Genomic DNA, 16437 nt, shown 5'->3' on the forward strand with positions numbered 1-16437 from the left:
TCAGGGGATGGGGTGCTGGCGCAGGAAATCGGCGGCAACGGTGGAAGGGCTTTGGTGGTCGACGTCGACCCGGGCGTTGAGCTGGCGCATGGTTTCGTCGTCGAACAGCGCCGCCAGGGGCTTGAGTTGCTCGGCCAGTTGCGGGTGGGCGTCGAGGAATGCCTGGCGCACCACCGGCGCGGCGGTGTAGTCGGGGAAGTAGTGCTTGTCGTCTTCGAGCAACTTCAGCTTGAACGCGTTCAGCCGCCCGTCAGTGGTGTACACCAGGCCGGCGAACACCTGGCCATTGCGCAGGGCGGTGTAGACCAGCCCGGCGTCCATCTGGCGGATGTTCTTGCGGGTCAGGTTCATGCTGTACTGCTCGACCATGCCTGCCAGGCCATCGGAGCGGTTGGCGAACTCGGTGTCCAGCGCCACCAGGTGGTTCTCCTGCGATTCGGCCTGCAACACCGTGTTCAACTGGCTGATGTTGTTGATCTGCGGGTACTGGCGAGCGATTTTTTCCGGCAGGGCCAGGGCGTAGGTGTTGCTGAACTTCGACGGTGCCAGCCACGCCAGGCCTTTTTTCGCGTCGAGTTCTTTTACCCGGGCGTAGGACTGGGCGCTGTCGAGTTTTTCCGTGACGTGGTTGTAGGCCACCAGCGACACACCGGTGTACTCCCAGAGCAGGTCCAGTTGTCCGGTTTCATGGGCGCTGCGGGCCAGGTTGCTGCCCAGGCCGCCGGTGATCTGCGCGTCGTAGCCTTTGCTGCGCAGGTATTGCGCGGTGATTTCCGCCAACAGCGTCTGTTCGGTGAACACGCGCGCGCCAAGGCGGATCACCGGTTTTTCCGCCGCTTGGGCGAACCCGGCCAGCAGCAGGGCGCAGCCCAGTATCAAGCTCAACTTCTTCATGATGATTCCTTTATCCAGCGGCTTCAGGACGCACGCAAACCGCGCTCCAGCCAGAGTCGGCTGGCCAGTGTCACCAGGCCGTCGAGCAGCAGCGCCAGCAGGGCGGTGCAGGCCGCGCCGAGCAACAACTGCGGCTGGTTGTTCAAGGCGATGCCGGGGAAGATCAGGCTGCCGAGGCTGTTGGCACCGATCAGGAACGCCAATGGGGCGGTCCCGACGTTGATCGCCAGGGCCACGCGCACGCCGCCGACGATGATGGGCACGGCATTGGGCAACTCGACCTTCCACAGCACCTGGCGTGGGGTCATGCCGATGCCGACAGCGGCTTCCTTGAGGGAGCCCTGGACGTTCTTCAGGCCTTCATAGGTGTTGCGCACGATGGGCAGCAGCGAGGCGAGGAACAGGGCGAAGATCGCCGGCCCGCTGCCGATGCCGAGGATACCCAGGGCGATGGCCAGCACGGCCAGGGGCGGAACGGTGTTGCCGATGTTGAACACTTGCATGAAGCGTTCGGCGCGCCCGACCATGCCAGGGCGGCTGAGGGCGATGCCGGCGGGGATGCCCACGATCAAAGCCGCGAACATGGAAGCAAGTACCAGCATCAGGTGGGCTTGCAGGTAGAACAGCAAATCGTCGCGGTAGTGCTGGATCGTATCGATGCCGATCCAGTGGACCAACAGGGCCAGGAGGGCGACGACGACCGCACCTCCCATCAGCCCTTTGCCATAGCGGATAGCCACAGGCGGACTCCTTTGTCTTTCAGTCGGCGCACGCGTTCCCGGGCGGCGTACCTTCATTGGCGGCCGGGAAAGCGTTCGCGGGGAGCAGCTCTTGTCGATGCCGGCCAGCGGCATGTCACGGGAGCCATGGGCGCAGCTTCGTCAGGCTAACTTGCTGATTTTCCAGGCCCTGACGAAAAGCTGTCGCAGGGGGTGGACGTCTGCGCCGGGCAAAAGGTTCCCAGGTCGGGAAAGATCGGGCCCACAGGGATGCGCTCAACGGTTCGGTTCCTGGCACAAGTTGAGCTATAATCGCCGCCCTTTTTTGTCACCAGCCAGGCGATTTCCCATGACCAAACAGGCCGCCGAAGTCGCGAAACGCCGCACTTTCGCCATTATTTCCCACCCCGATGCCGGTAAGACCACCATCACCGAAAAACTTTTGCTGATGGGCAAGGCGATTGCGGTCGCCGGCACGGTGAAGTCGCGCAAGTCCGACCGCCATGCCACCTCCGACTGGATGGAAATGGAAAAACAACGGGGTATCTCCATTACCACGTCGGTCATGCAGTTCCCGTATCGCGATCACATGATCAACCTGCTCGACACCCCAGGCCACGAAGACTTCTCCGAAGACACCTACCGCACCCTGACGGCCGTGGACTCGGCGCTGATGGTCCTCGACGGCGGTAAGGGCGTCGAGCCACGGACCATCGCGCTGATGGACGTCTGCCGCCTGCGGGACACGCCGATCGTCAGCTTCATCAACAAACTCGATCGTGACATCCGCGACCCGATCGAACTGCTCGACGAGATCGAAGCGGTTCTCAAGATCAAGGCCGCGCCCATCACCTGGCCGATCGGCTGCTACCGCGATTTCAAGGGCGTGTACCACCTGGCGGGCGACTACATCATCGTCTACACCGCCGGCCACGGGCATGAGCGCACCGAAACCCGGATCATCGAGAAGCTCGACTCCGACGAGGCCCGCGCCCACCTGGGCGACGAGTACGAGCGCTTCATCGAGCAACTGGAGCTGGTGCAGGGCGCCTGCCACGAGTTCGACCAGCAGGCATTCATCGACGGCCAGATGACGCCGGTGTTCTTCGGCACCGCCCTGGGCAACTTCGGGGTCGACCATGTCCTCGACGCCGTGGTCGACTGGGCCCCGCGCCCGCTGGCACGGGTCGCCAACGAGCGCACCGTCGAGCCGGTGGAAGAGAAGTTCACAGGCTTCGTGTTCAAGATCCAGGCGAACATGGACCCCAAGCACCGCGACCGCATCGCGTTCATGCGCATTTGCTCCGGCAAGTACGAAAAAGGCATGAAGATGCGCCACGTGCGCACCGGCAAGGACGTGCGCATCGGCGACGCCCTGACCTTCTTCTCCTCGGAGCGCGAGCAACTGGAAGAGGCCTTCGCCGGTGACATCATCGGCTTGCACAACCACGGCACCATTCAGATCGGCGACACCTTCACCGAAGGCGAAGCCCTGGGCTTCACCGGGATCCCGCACTTCGCCCCGGAACTGTTCCGCCGCGTACGCCTGAAAGACCCGCTCAAGTCCAAGCAACTGCGCCAGGGTCTCCAGCAACTGGCCGAAGAAGGCGCCACCCAGGTGTTCTTCCCGGAGCGCAGCAACGACATCATCCTCGGCGCGGTCGGCGTGCTGCAGTTCGACGTCGTCGCCAGCCGCCTGAAGGAGGAATACAAGGTCGAGTGCTCCTACGAGCCGATCACCGTCTATTCCGCCCGCTGGGTGGATTGCAGCGATAAGAAAAAGCTCGAGGAGTTCTCCAACAAGGCTGTGGAAAACCTCGCGCTGGACGGCGGTGGCCACCTGACCTACCTGGCGCCGACCCGGGTCAACCTGGCGTTGATGGAAGAGCGCTGGCCGGATGTGAAATTCCGAGCGACGCGCGAGCACCACTAAGCGTCAAGGCCTGCCACCCAAACCCCGCTGTGAACGCAGCGGGGTTTTTTATTGCCCGTATGCCGGGCCAGGGCCCCTGTGGGAGCGAGCTTGCTCGCGAAGGCGGTGTGTCATTCAAGAGGGATGTTGGCGGATAGACCGCTTTCGCGAGCAAGCCCGCTCTCACAAGGGCAGGGGTCATAACTGGACGAGATAAGCGTTATTCGAAACCAATCTGCCCATCGACGGCATTTCTGGCCATCTCTGAGCGTCCTAATGGGTGAACCGGTCTGTTCAGCATTGGATTTTCTTGAGCCGTCAGGCCTTGGCTTCATCCGCGAAAGAAGGAATCGGCTATGAACACACTGCTGCGCATGATGTTTTTGTTGAAGGTGTTGGTGATGTTGTCCCTCGGTTCGTCGGCGGCTTGGGCGGAGTGCGACCAGCACGAACAACACGCCTGGAACGGGCAGGTTGGCCAGGGCGACATGATGCTGGCCGCGACCCAGGAGCCCGGCGATCAGGACGATGACGATTCGACCATCGACCAGCCGGACACTGACGACGGTGATGAAGGCGACGAGGGCGACAGCCAGACGTAGCTTTCACCGCTCAGAAAAATTGTGGCGAGGGGATTTATCCCCTCGCCACAGGAGACGCGAACTGATCGTTACGCCGCGCCGTCGAGGAACTGCTCGGCGTAGTGGCACGCTACCAGGCGGTTATCGAGCGGGCGCAAGGCCGGTTCTTCAGTCTTGCAGCGCTCGGTGGCATACGGGCAGCGCTTGTGGAAGGCGCAGCCAGACGTAGACTGCTGACCTAAAGGAAAACCCCTCCAGCCCAAACCGATACTCAGTTCGGGGCTGGAGGGTTTTTTTTATGCAGGGCGCATTATCCAAGGCAAGGACTTACCCCTGTGGCGAGGGAGCTTGCTCCCGCTGGACTGCGCAGCTGATGAATCGGATACCGACGATGGCGATGGCGACAGGCAGTCGTAAATCACCGGCAAAATAACGCCCTTCTGCCTTGACGGATTGCACCCGAAACTGCGGAGTTTTAGCAGCGGGCCGAAGACATTTGTAGGTTTTTTCTGTAACGCTTTTCTCCGTCACTCGTAGCTCCATTCTTCTTTTTCATGACCAAACGCTTTGCTCTCGACGTTGAAGTCACAAGCGATTAGTTTTAAGCCGTCGGCAAACATCGACAAAGGAAAAACCGCGAACCAGGGGGCTGTTTTGTCAGGGCTGATTTCATTAAGCCATTATCGTGGCAGCGCGTTGATCCCATGCTGGTCTACGCAATGATCAATTAGAAATCGATATTTAAAATTAAATTTACAATGATGTTTCTTGACGGTATGGATTATTGCGTGATATTTCTCGACGTCGAAACGATATGCGCAATGGATAGCTCATTTTTTTCAAGGTCTCAGTCGCGATGGATAGCATCAGTGTAAGAAATTTGTCCAAGACTTATCGAATAAAAGAGCGCTCAGAAAGGGCGTTTGGTTGGTTGACAGACCTTGTATCTCCCAAGGCTTCTGAAAAAACAGCGGTTGACGATATTTCCTTCACCGTCAAGCAGGGTGAGGTCGTGGGCTTTCTCGGCCCGAATGGCGCAGGTAAAACCACTACATTGAAAATGCTGTCGGGGTTACTCTACCCGACTGCCGGAAAAATATCGGTTCTGGGTCGGAAGCCTCAACTGCGGAATAAGGAATTTCTCAAGTCCATCTCGCTGATCATGGGGCAGCGTCAACAGTTGATCTGGGACTTGCCGGCCATGGAAACCTTTCGGCTGAATCAGAAGATATTTGAAATTCCTGATGCGCAGTTCAAAAAGACTTATGGTTATTTGGATGAGTTGCTTCAGGTGTCGAAGTTGGCCAAGGCGCCAGTGCGTACCTTATCGCTTGGCGAGAAAATGAAGTGTGAGCTGGTTGCGTCATTACTTCATGATCCCAAGGTTCTTTTTCTCGATGAGCCTACCATTGGGCTTGATGTCGGTGTGCAGAAGATAGTTCGTTCGTTTATTCGGGACTATAGTCGCGAGCGCAATGTAAGCGTACTGCTAACGTCGCATTACATGCAGGATATTGAGGCCCTGTGTGAGCGAGTCGTTGTGGTTTCCGATGGCAAGATATCCTTTGATGACACCCTGGAGTCATTGCGTAAACGCATGTCGGATCACCGCATCATCACTGTGGAGCTATCCGAAAATATCGTGGCTTCAGCGCTGGGCAGATATGGTCTGGTGCGTTCCACGGACGGCTTTGTGCATGAAATGCTGGTCCCGGCTGCCGAGGTCGTGGCCGTTTGTTCGCGGGTTCTGGCCGAGCAGCCGGTCATCGACATTTCCATTGGTGATCCGCCGATCGAAGAGGCGCTGTTGAAGCTGTTCGTGGCCTCTCAGTCCGATACCCGGAAAAAGGTCCCGGGTGCTTCCGGGGAGCGTGTCGCATGAGCCGGTTTGCAGTGAAAGTCGCAGGGGTGGCGCGCACGGCCATTCGTCGCAAAATTGCACATCGCGCAGAGTTGTTCGTATTGGTGCTCGCGTCTTTGGTGCCGTTGTTCATGATGGTCATCTGGATGGGTATTGCAAAAGATGCCGCACTGGAAGGTTTCACACCATTAAGGTTTGCGGCTTACTTTGCGCTAGTGTTTCTAGTTGGCGAAATAGTCTCTAGTACGGCTGCTGAGGAAGTGGAGAACGACATCCATTCGGGCGATATCGGCAGTCTCCTGTTAAGGCCATTCAACATTGCGCTGTATTATTTTTTGAGCGAGCTGGCTTCAGCGATGGTCAGGGTTATTCCAGTGTTTTTTCTGGTGGTCGGCGTATTCCTGTTTTCTGAAGCGGGTCAATATTTACACCTGAGCTATCTTCTCCCCGCACTGCTCGGGGTAATGCTTGGGTTTGCCATAAATTACTTGTTGTATTTCATTGGCGGGCTTGCGGCTTTCTGGTCCGATCAGGCAAGTACCTTTGATCTGGTATTGACTTACATGCTTACTCTGTTTGGTGGTGTTCTCGCACCCTTGACACTTTATCCCGAATGGATGCAGTCGATACTTGAGTGGTCACCGTTCCCTTATATTATTAGTTTTCCAATACGAATCATTATGGGGGAGCTGACCGTCGAGCAACTGATCAACGGATTGCTGTTTCAGATAGTGCTGGTCGTTGCGTTCTCGTTGTTGGCTCATTTTGTCTGGGCCAAAGGTGTTAAGCGTTATTCGGTGTTTGGGTAATGAAGACATTAGGCGCAGTCAAGGCGCTTCTAACTGCAAGGTTGCAGGCGAATATGAAGGATCGTGTTCCGGTCTTTGTCAGCCTGCTGAACACTGCTTTGCTGGGATTGTCCGTTTATGTCGTGATCGAGATTTTCTTTGGAAATGTCGAGACAATTGGTGGCTGGAACAAGCAGCAGTCGATTGTGCTGTATGGGGCATTCATTTTTATTCGCTCCTTTGTACAAATGTTGGTGTTGCCTAACTGCGAGGCTGCCTCGAAGTTGATTATCAACAAGTCCATTGATACTTACTTGTCCAAGCCGGTTGACCTTCAAACTATCCTGGCTTTTGGGCAGCTACGCCTGTGGCATATCTTCGGCGCCCTGCTGGGGCTGGGATTGATGCTGGGCGGTAGCCATGCGCAGGGACAATTGACGTTGCAGACGCTGGGCGCTTTCTTCGTGTTCCTGACACTGGCATGTGCGCTGGTTTACTCGGTCTGGTTCAGTATCGCGAGCCTGGCGTTTTGGACCAAGAAGACCGGCAACATTTCCCACCTGCTATTCATGTTTTTGACTACCGGTCGGTTTCCGTCCAGCGCGTACCCGGAGTGGATCCAAGTCGTGATCATGACCGTAGTACCTGTCTTTTTCATCATGGAAGTGCCCGCACAATCAGCGATGGGGTTGACGACGGGGCGGTCATTGGCGGGCGCTGTTCTGGCCACCCTGGCCTTCTTGTTGTTGTCGAGATTGCTTTGGCATTGGGGGGTCAAGAAATACCTTCGAGAAGGTGCCTGACACAAGAAGCATCGAAATTTAGGCCATAAACATGGAATGATATGGACAATTTTCTGAATGTATTCGCCGATCAGGTTCGGCGGGCGCCTGGCGCCATTGCAGCTTCGGATGGCTGCAACCGTCTGAGCTATCGCGATCTTGACGAAATATCCGACGGCTTCGCCCGCATGCTGATCGCCGCATCTGTCAGGCCGGGCGATATTGTCGCTATCGGTCTGGAAAGGGGACTCGGATTTCTGATTTCGATGATTGGCCTGTTCAAGGTAGGGGCCGCTTATCTCCCTCTGGATCGTACTCTGCCGCTGGATCGGCGGGCCTATATGCTGGAGCAATGCAGTTGCCGATGGCTGATAGCGGAAGACGACGCCCAGTTACAGATCGACGGTATTGGCCTTCTGACAATGCCGGTCCGGCTCGAAGGCCTTAAGGACGGGGCGCCGCTCGAGCGCTGCATACTGGAGGACGACAGTCTCGCTTATGTGATTTTCACCTCTGGCTCGACAGGGATGCCCAAGGGGGTGATGGTCCATCACGGTGGAATGCTCAATCATCTGCTGGCCAAAGTCGAAGATCTGGGCATGCACAAGGCGCCCAACGTGGCGCAAACAGCGCCACAGAGTTTCGACATTTCCGTCTGGCAGTTCCTGGCGCCGCTCATCTGCGGCGGGCGTACGGCAATCCTGACCCGTTCGGAGTTTCTTGACCTGGATCGTCTGGGGGCACGGATCGAGCTCGACGAAATCGATATCCTGCAAGTGGTGCCGAGTCATCTGTTGGCCATTCTGGATGCGATTTGCGTAGATGCCCAAAACGCACGCTTCGACCGTTTGAGCTGCCTCGTCGCTACGGGCGAGGTGCTGCCCGTTTCACTTGCCCGACGTTGGTTGACGACCAAGCCTCACGTCCCTTTGGTCAATGCCTACGGGCCGACTGAATGCAGTGACGACGTCACTCACCAGGTTATTACCCGGATGCCTGTGGCTGACCAGGCGATCCCGATCGGGCGAGCGGTACGCGGTGTTCGGCTGGTGGTACGCGATGCTGACCTGGTAGCTTTGCCCGTAGGTGAAGTCGGCGAACTCTACGTTGAAGGGGTTGCGGTGGGGCTCGGCTATATCGGTCACCCCGACCTGACTGCCAAGGCGTTTGTCATTGTCGATGGTCGCCGAGCCTACAAGACCGGCGACCTCGTCAGTTGTGATGGTGAGGGTGTCTTTCACTATCACGGTCGGGCCGATGATCAGGTCAAGGTCCGAGGTCACCGGATCGAGCTGAGTGAAGTCGAATTCGGCATCCTGCGACTGGCTTACATCAAACAGGCGGCAGTGGTACTCAACACTTCGCGCACTCGTGCCTTCCTGACGGCTTTCATCGTCGAGCAGGAGGGCACCGCAACCGATCTTGATAGGCTGCGTCTCGACCTGCACGACGTCTTGCCGGAACACATGATTCCATCCGAGTTTCGGGTTCAGTCGTCTCTTCCCCAAACGTCCAATGGCAAGATCGATAAGAAAAAGCTCACGGCCATCGCTAATGAAACAACGGCGCCTGACACCGTACAGAGCGTTGCGACAACTGCAACTGTCGGCGCAGAGGCGCTACTTGAGACCTGGCGTGAATTGCTGCGTAACCCGGCGTTGCGACCCGCCGACGATTTTTTCAAGCAGGGGGCTGATTCGATTCTCGCCTTGCAGTTCATTGCACGGGCGAAGGCCCACGGATATGCCTTCACACTCGGGGACATCTTCCGGCATCCAACCACGATCGGGCTGCTCAAGATAGCCAGAACCCAAAACGCGGTGGCCGGTACCGCAGCGAGGGTGGGCGTTACACAGTTGGATCCGCAACAAGCGAAGGGCGATTCGACATCCTTCAAGCAGATTTCGCCGGCGCAGAAGGGCATCTACGTTCAGTCGCTGCGAACCCGTCATCGCACGACTTACGTGCTGCAGTATTCGTTCCGCATGCTGCTGCCTGATGGCGGTGCCGTGCTGGAAGACGGATGGCGCAAGGCACATCAACACCATGAGTTGCTGCGCAGCGCGTTTGTTCTCGCGCCGACGGGCCAACCGGTGCGTGTCGTTGTCGAAGACGCTCCACTACGATGGACTCGGACCAGTCTTCTGCACCTTTACGACGAGCACCAGCGCAAGCATCTGGAAGACTTCCTCGTTCAGGACAAACAGACCGGTTTCGAGCTGGATCAGCCGGCGCTCTATCGGGTGCATCTGTTCCATTTGGGGGGCCACGATTATCAATTTATCCTCAGTGCCCACCATCTCGTGCTCGATGGTGCATCGATCTTTGCGCTGATGAGCGAAGTATTCTCGGGAGCGCCGGTGGCGCAGGATGCATTTTCAACCTATATCGCCGGCCAGGAAAAATTCCACTTGCAACGGGAGGATCAGCAACTCTGGTCGGATCTCCTGGAACCCTTCCATGTGCCGGTCTGCGTAGCTGACAAGCTTGCTGAGCCGTCCTTGAAACCGGTCGAACATCGAGTCTTCAACAGACGACTGCCCGCGACGCTTGAGCAGGGCATCACGGGGCTGTGTGGTCGTGCCGGGGTCACGATTGCCGCTGTTGCGGCAACGGCCTGGGGGATGGCACTCAATGCAATAAATGGCGGGCAGCACCAATTATTTGGAATGATTGTCTCGGGGCGTGCCGACACCGGGGTTGGGCTGGATGATATCGGGATGTACGCCAATACCTTGCCGATTCCCTTGGCACTGGCGGCGACGCAGAGCCCCGAGGTCAGCCTGCAGGCGGTCAGTAGGCGCATCGCCGAGCTGCTTCGCTTCGAATCGATATCCATGAACGAGGCGTTGGCCAGCACGCGTTCGCGTTTTGCCAACGGCGCTTTTGATACGGTGCTGAACGTCGAGACGTTGGCGGATTGGGCTGTGCTTGAGGCCCCCGGCGTCACGGTCGAACTCACGCAGGTGACTGACCTCACCGAGTTTGCCTTTGCCGTTGAAGTCCTTAGCGGCGCAGATGCCATCACTGTGGATTTCATTCGCGATCCTGAATATGTCTCCGAGGAGCGAGCAGAGGCGCTGTGCGAACATTTCCTGAGTGCACTGACCTATATCTGTGAAGCACATCGCCCGCTGCAAGAGTGGCGGGGCTGGCAAGGTGTGCCCATGGTCAGTGACGAAACTTCGGCTCCGAAAGATCAATACCCGACGTCTTCGCAGCACACGTCCTTCGACACGATGGTGCTGGCTGTGGCGCGTGCAATCATCGGCGATGACACGATTGCCCTGCAGCAGAATTTCTTCTCTTCGGGCGGAGACTCGATCGGTGCGTTGCAACTCATCGCTCGTTTGAGAAGCGATGGGATGACAATTGATCTCGACAGCATCTTTGCCAGTCGATCACTGTCCGAAATCGCCCAGGCAGTGCGGCCGCTGCACTGTACCGCCCGTGGAGAAATTCATCCGCCGACCGGTGCAACCGCACTAGTGCCTGTACAGCGCTGGTTCGCCGAACAGCAGCTAGTCAACCCTGCCCATTGGTGTCTCGGCACGGCGGTCGAGATTCACCGTCCCGTCGCGGCCGATACCCTTGTCGCGATCACTCACAAGATACTGGAGCGCTATCCGATATTGAGTGCGCAGTTCAAGATCGGCGATGGATACGACCAGACTATTCCGGCCAATCCCGTCGATGCGCAGTCGAGTTGCAGAACAGCGCAACTCGCTGCATCGATCGATCAATCGACGGAGCATATCCGGGCGGTGCTGGACGAGTCTCTGTCCGGTCTCGACCTCGAGCAGGGCGATCTGTTTCGCGCGGTGCTGTTTCGCACCCCGGATCCCGACACCAATCTACTGGTGCTGGTGGCGCATCACCTCGTGATCGATGCGGTGTCCCTGCGAATCCTCGTCGAGGATTATCTGCGCCTCTATGCCGGCAGCACGGTTCCTGCGCAGGTCACCCCGTTTCGCGTCTGGGCGCAGCAGCTTGCGAGTCACGGCCAGGCATTCAAGAACGATGTCCTGTCGCAGACCGCCTACTGGTCGCGGGTCATCGAGGCAATTCCCGCTGCGATACCTTTTGACCTGAACCGGCGACCATCGGGTCGCACCGCAATGTTGTCCCGGGGGTTGAGCTGCGCGGCGACCAGCGCCTTGATCCGGGAGGTACCTGCGGCTTACAACACCCATATCAATGACATTCTGATCTCCGCGCTGGTCCGGGCGTTTTCCGGCTGGCGGGCGAGACCGGACATTGCGATCAACCTCGAAGGACATGGCCGTGAAAGCGTCCTGGAAGGTGTCGACGTGTCCCGCACGGTAGGCTGGTTCACCTCTGTGTTCCCGGTATGCCTGAATGATCCCCAAGAGGGGCTTGGAAGTTTGATTCAGGCGACCAAACGTACACTCGCGGATATCCCGCAACGAGGTATAGGGTATGGTCTGCTGCGTTATCTGTTCAATGAGTCCCGGGTGATTCCTGCTGCCGAGCCCATGGTGCAGTTCAACTATCTCGGGCAATGGGACAACGTGTCATTTGTTGACCCGGATGCGTGGATGCCGTCTGCCCAGGTCCTGAGTCTCCTCGATCAGGTGTCGGTGGACCCGCGCAACGGACGCCAACATGCACTGGAGATCGAGGCAAGGATTGCCCAGGGTCGATTTGAAATCGACTGGTATTACGACGACGGAATCCTGTCCCCGCAAGAGGCCGAGGATCTTGCGACGCGCTACGTCGATGCATTGGCGCAGATCATCGAGCATTGCACGGCGGGCGCCGTGGTGCGGGTGCCCGGCGACTATCCGGATGTCGATCTGACGGACGATGAGTTGCAGTCGCTGATTGCAGGCGTCGGCGCCGTACCGGCGGATATCTATCCGTTGTCACCGACACAGGAGGGAATCCTGTTCCAGCACCTGATGAGCGGTGACGACACCTATACACTGCAGTACGTCATGGACATTAATGGTGACGTCGACATCAGTGTGCTGGATGCGGCGTGGCAGGTGCTGGCCGAGCGTCATCCGATCCTGCGCACGGGGTTCTTCTGGGATGCGGTGGCGGGACCGGTGCAATATGTGCTGCAGAAGGCAACTTGCAGTTGGCAGATCATCGCGGGTAACGGTGATCCGGCGCAATATGAACGCCTGATGCATGATGATCGTTCACGGATCTTTGATCTTGCAACGCCTGCTTTGACTCGCTTCACGTTGCTGTCCGATGGTTTGCAGGCGCACAAATTGATCTGGACCTACCATCACATCCTTCTGGACGGCTGGTGTGTGGCCAAGGTCATCAAAGAGCTGTTTGCCATCTACGACCAGATGATCCGCGGTGTGCAGCCCGAGGCGGTCTTCGGTCCCGTCTATCGTGACTACATCGAGTGGCTGGCCAGTCAGCAGGCGCGGGAAAATCGTCCGTTCTGGCGACATTATCTGGCGGACGCAAAGCCCAGTCTGTTTACCAGTCCGGTTGCCTATCAGCCGTCCTCGCGTGCAGATCACAACGTCTACCGGTTTACCCTCGGACGTGACCTTTCGGGTTGCATCGAGCGATTCTGCGCCGGGCTGGGTGTGACCGTTGCGGTTCTCTTCCAGCGTATCTGGGCACAGATCCTGGCCGATAACACCCAGAGCTTCACACCCATCTTCGGCTGGGCTATTTCGGGACGGCCTGTCGACCTTGAGGGCTCCCAAGACATCATCGGGCTGATGACTTCCATCGTCCCGTGCAAGGTCGATGCACAGGCGCCGTTCGCCGCCGAGGCCCTTCGGCAGTTGCAGCGCAGCAGTGCAGCCCTGCAGGACGAAGGGCATGTCTCGATGAGTCATTTCCGGAGTGCTACCGGACTTGGTCTGGAGGCGTTGTTCAATACCGTTCTCGTGGTCGAAAACTTCGAGCTTCAGGACAACTTGCCGGTCGGTGATCGCTACCGCCTCAGTAATCTGCAGTGGATCGAGAAGTCGGAGTTTCCTTTGGTTCTCGGTCTGGTTCCGGCAGATGATTTTCTGATCGAACTCAATTTCAACCCCGAAAAGTTCTGCGTTGCGCAAATGGTCGATCTTCAACAAAGGATTGTTTTCCATTCGCGTCAAATATCTTCTCTTGGAAATGGATACCTTGAGCATGATGCAAATTTACAGTGCGAATCAGTATCACAAGCTGGCTAACTTCATTGGCGACGTGCCGGTCTACCTGAAGATAGAAGGGTTGAATCCGGCCGGGTCGATAAAACTCAAGACTGCAATATCGCTGATCGAAGAAAGTGAGCGTCTGGGCCTACTTTCGCCCGGACGAAAAGTAATCGAGTCCAGCTCGGGAAACCTCGGTGTTGCGTTATCGATGATTTGTGCGCAGCGCGGTTATCCGTTTACCTGCATAACCGATACCAACGTCAATCAGGTCAGTGTCAACCTGATGAAGGCTTACGGCGCCGAAGTCATTGTCTGTGACACCCGCGACCGAAATGGCGGTTTTCTCGGGGCGCGCATTGCGCTGATTCAGGAAATGATCCGTCAGGATCCGAGGTATTTCTGGACCAACCAGTACGCCAACCCGGCCAACCCACTGGCGCACTACAACCGGACTGCGCCGGAAATCCTGCAGCAGCACCCCAACTGCAAATGGTTGTTTGTCGGTGCCGGTACCACCGGGACGCTTATCGGCTGCGCGCGATATCTGCGTGAAAAAGCGCCAGAGGTAAAACTGATTGCCGTCGATACCGTGGGTTCGATCAACTTTCAGGAGGTGCCCAAGAAGAGGCTCATTCCCGGTTTGGGGACGAGTCGGCGCCCGGAAATTCTCGAGCGGGATCTAGTCGAGCATATCGAGTTCGTTGATGAGGTCGAGACGATCCGCATGTGTCGCAGTGTTGCGCTGGACTACGGACTGCTACTCGGGGGGTCCACGGGGACCGTACTGGTTGCGGTCAAGCGCCTGAGGAAACAGATTCCGGCGGGCGACGAAGTTGTCGTGATCAGCCCCGATATGGGTGAGCGGTATCTCGAAACGATCTACTCGGATAAGTGGTGTGACGCCAACTTTGGTAGCCAGATGTATCAACACGCGATGGTGGGTTGAGTCTCGGCGGTGCGTTGGTTGATGTTTTCTCAGAGCAGAAGGAACCTAGCTTGTCACAACTTCAATTCCCCCCGAGCGGCGCTGCGCAAACACAGATATTTCTCGATCAGTGGGCCCGCGTTAGTCACGATTTCAAAGGAGAACCCGCCATAGATGATGGCGGTGTTCTGTATACCTATGGCGAAGTGGACACCGACAGTCAGCGAATCGCGGCCTACCTGGCACACAACGCGATTGGTGCAGGCGCGGTAGTGGTCATCGGTTGTCCGCGCGGCAAGGATCTATTGGTGGCCTTGCTAGGTGTCATGAAGAGTGGCGCAGCGTTCATCCTCATGGACCTGGACGCCGCCCCAGCCCGCTTGTCCGTACAGCTGGACGCTGCCAATGCGAAGCTGGTTCTGGTCCCTGATGGGTACATCGTTGACAACAATCCTGCCCTGGTCGCTGAAAAGGTCGTGACCCTCGGCCAGGCTCGGGATACGGCGCAGTCCCTGCACTTCGAACAACCGCGGATAGCACCACAAGACCTGGCGTACATCATTTTCACTTCGGGCTCTACTGGGCAACCGAAAGGGGTGATGGTTTCGCACCGGGGCATCCCTAACCTTGCCCATCATGCGCTGACATATGGCATTACGCAGGGCAGTCGGGTGCTGATGTTTTCCCCGGTCTGTTTCGACGCGATCATTGCCGAAATCACCATGACCCTGTTTGCAGGTGGCTGTCTGGTTGCCGTGGCTGACCACGAGCTGCGAGATTTCGACAATCTGCAAAACCTGCTGTGCAATCGTCGCATCGATGTCGCCACGTTGCCTCCGTCACTGGTGTCGTTGCTGCCGTCCGAGTTACCGATCAGCCTGAGTACATTGATCGTGGCCGGCGAGAGGTGCAACAAGGAAGTCATTGTCAACTGGGCGAGCAAGATCCGTTTGATCAATGCCTATGGGCCTTCTGAGGCGACGGTCGCTACAACGGTGAAGTTGTGCTCTCTCGACACCTCTCCGGCGGATATTGGCCAAGCGATCTCCAACGTCACGGTACGCCTCCTTGACGAAGCGCTGGAGGACGTTCCGGATGGCGAACTCGGCGAGATCTACATCAGCGGAGTGAGTGTTGCCTTGGGCTATCTGGGCAATCCGGACCTGAGCGATGCGCGGTTTATCCGTGGCTTGGCCGGCGACGACAGCTTGAGCTTTCGAACCGGGGATTTCGCCAGGCGCGATGTGAACGCAGGCATCCTGTTCGAGGGACGCAAGGACGATCTGGTTAAGATCAACGGAAACCGTGTCGAGCTGGCCGAGATCGAGGCCTGTGCCATGGCTTCGCGGCTGATTAGAAGCTGCCACGCTTGTTGCGTCGATGCCGGCACTTCGGGCGTGAGGATCTCGCTTTTTGTGACGCCGTCTGACAAGGCTGACGATGGGCGGCTGGAGCCTGAGCTGAGGGCCCGGATCAGCGCCGAGTTGCCCGCTTACTTCATGCCTGCGCGGATCGTCGTTCTGAATGAACTGCCGCGCAATCCGGCGGGTAAAGTCGATCGGGCAGCGTTGATCGCGCAGTTGGGCGACTTGGTGGAGGAGGGCGGGGCCCCGGAGGCAATGACCCCTCAGGAAGAAACCCTGGCGCTGATCTGGGCACAGATTCTAGGGCGTCCGATTGAAAACCGTGAGGCGAATTTCTTTGCGTTGGGTGGTAACTCCCTCTTGGCGATGCGTCTCGTCGCGCTGATGAAACGCAGTGGTATTCAAATCAATCTCAAGCGCGTGTTTGGCGCTCCGACACTGGCAAAAATGGCCTGTCTGATGGAGGGGTAGGTA

10 protein-coding genes and 1 pseudogene are annotated in these 16437 nt (G+C 57.6%); 8 read left to right on the plus strand and 3 right to left on the minus strand.

The features are described from left to right. A complete protein-coding gene (locus tag V3H56_RS03970) occupies window positions 1-894 on the minus strand; it encodes a glycine betaine ABC transporter substrate-binding protein (RefSeq protein WP_042731844.1) in 894 nt (297 codons plus the stop codon). A 23-nt stretch (window positions 895-917) separates the two neighbouring features. After that, on the minus strand, window positions 918-1607 hold the full coding sequence (locus tag V3H56_RS03975) for an ABC transporter permease (RefSeq protein ID WP_185057636.1): 690 nt from the start codon (window positions 1605-1607) through the stop codon (window positions 918-920). A 355-nt stretch (window positions 1608-1962) separates the two neighbouring features. Here V3H56_RS03975 and V3H56_RS03980 point away from each other — a divergent pair, with 355 nt between their 5' ends. Further along, entirely contained in the window at window positions 1963-3546 is a 1584-nt protein-coding gene (locus tag V3H56_RS03980) for a peptide chain release factor 3 (protein ID WP_042731846.1), read from the plus strand. A gap of 335 nt (window positions 3547-3881) precedes the next feature. Then, window positions 3882-4127 (plus strand): hypothetical protein, encoded by a 246-nt coding sequence (locus V3H56_RS03985; RefSeq protein WP_042731847.1) that lies wholly within the window; start codon window positions 3882-3884, stop codon window positions 4125-4127. Window positions 4128-4195: 68 nt separating this feature from the next. Here the strand turns inward: V3H56_RS03985 and V3H56_RS03990 are convergent. Beyond that, a pseudogene (locus V3H56_RS03990) lies at window positions 4196-4327 on the minus strand (dipeptide ABC transporter ATP-binding protein); the annotation flags it as partial. A 635-nt stretch (window positions 4328-4962) separates the two neighbouring features. Here V3H56_RS03990 and V3H56_RS03995 point away from each other — a divergent pair. The 6 genes from V3H56_RS03995 to V3H56_RS04020 are packed head-to-tail and all read left to right on the plus strand — an operon-like array spanning window position 4963 to window position 16434. Next, complete coding sequence (locus V3H56_RS03995) at window positions 4963-5988, plus strand: ATP-binding cassette domain-containing protein (protein WP_047738333.1); 1026 nt, start codon at window positions 4963-4965, stop codon at window positions 5986-5988. Then, window positions 5985-6776 carry an ABC-2 family transporter protein gene (locus V3H56_RS04000; protein WP_047738332.1) on the plus strand — a complete coding sequence of 264 codons (792 nt, stop codon included), beginning with the start codon at window positions 5985-5987 and terminating at the stop codon, window positions 6774-6776. The genes V3H56_RS03995 and V3H56_RS04000 overlap by 4 nt, the downstream gene beginning before the upstream one ends. Next, window positions 6776-7558, plus strand: coding sequence for an ABC-2 family transporter protein (locus V3H56_RS04005; RefSeq protein WP_047738330.1), 783 nt, complete (start codon window positions 6776-6778; stop codon window positions 7556-7558). Before V3H56_RS04000 ends, V3H56_RS04005 begins: the two co-directional genes overlap by 1 nt. 41 nt (window positions 7559-7599) lie before the next feature. Then, window positions 7600-13710 (plus strand): amino acid adenylation domain-containing protein, encoded by a 6111-nt coding sequence (locus V3H56_RS04010; protein WP_338474246.1) that lies wholly within the window; start codon window positions 7600-7602, stop codon window positions 13708-13710. After that, a complete protein-coding gene (gene sbnA, locus V3H56_RS04015) occupies window positions 13667-14620 on the plus strand; it encodes a 2,3-diaminopropionate biosynthesis protein SbnA (RefSeq protein WP_080964335.1) in 954 nt (317 codons plus the stop codon). The genes V3H56_RS04010 and sbnA overlap by 44 nt, the downstream gene beginning before the upstream one ends. A gap of 50 nt (window positions 14621-14670) precedes the next feature. Beyond that, window positions 14671-16434, plus strand: coding sequence for a non-ribosomal peptide synthetase (locus V3H56_RS04020; RefSeq protein ID WP_047738327.1), 1764 nt, complete (start codon window positions 14671-14673; stop codon window positions 16432-16434). Window positions 16435-16437: the final 3 nt, after the last annotated feature.

This window comes from Pseudomonas sp. MS646, assembly GCF_036693845.1.
GTDB classification, from domain to species: domain Bacteria; phylum Pseudomonadota; class Gammaproteobacteria; order Pseudomonadales; family Pseudomonadaceae; genus Aquipseudomonas; species Aquipseudomonas chlororaphis_E.

What these genes read in the sequence shown, in the direction of transcription:
- V3H56_RS03995 (WP_047738333.1), top strand. Translation starts at nt 4,963, where the DNA reads ATGGATAGCATCAGTGTAAGAAATTTGTCCAAGACTTATCGAATAAAA.
- V3H56_RS04010 (WP_338474246.1), top strand. Translation starts at nt 7,600, where the DNA reads ATGGACAATTTTCTGAATGTATTCGCCGATCAGGTTCGGCGGGCGCCT.
- V3H56_RS04000 (WP_047738332.1), top strand. Translation starts at nt 5,985, where the DNA reads ATGAGCCGGTTTGCAGTGAAAGTCGCAGGGGTGGCGCGCACGGCCATT.
- V3H56_RS03975 (WP_185057636.1), bottom strand. Translation starts at nt 1,607, where the DNA reads ATGGGAGGTGCGGTCGTCGTCGCCCTCCTGGCCCTGTTGGTCCACTGG.
- sbnA (WP_080964335.1), top strand. Translation starts at nt 13,667, where the DNA reads ATGATGCAAATTTACAGTGCGAATCAGTATCACAAGCTGGCTAACTTC.
- V3H56_RS03970 (WP_042731844.1), bottom strand. Translation starts at nt 894, where the DNA reads ATGAAGAAGTTGAGCTTGATACTGGGCTGCGCCCTGCTGCTGGCCGGG.
- V3H56_RS03980 (WP_042731846.1), top strand. Translation starts at nt 1,963, where the DNA reads ATGACCAAACAGGCCGCCGAAGTCGCGAAACGCCGCACTTTCGCCATT.
- V3H56_RS03985 (WP_042731847.1), top strand. Translation starts at nt 3,882, where the DNA reads ATGAACACACTGCTGCGCATGATGTTTTTGTTGAAGGTGTTGGTGATG.
- V3H56_RS04005 (WP_047738330.1), top strand. Translation starts at nt 6,776, where the DNA reads ATGAAGACATTAGGCGCAGTCAAGGCGCTTCTAACTGCAAGGTTGCAG.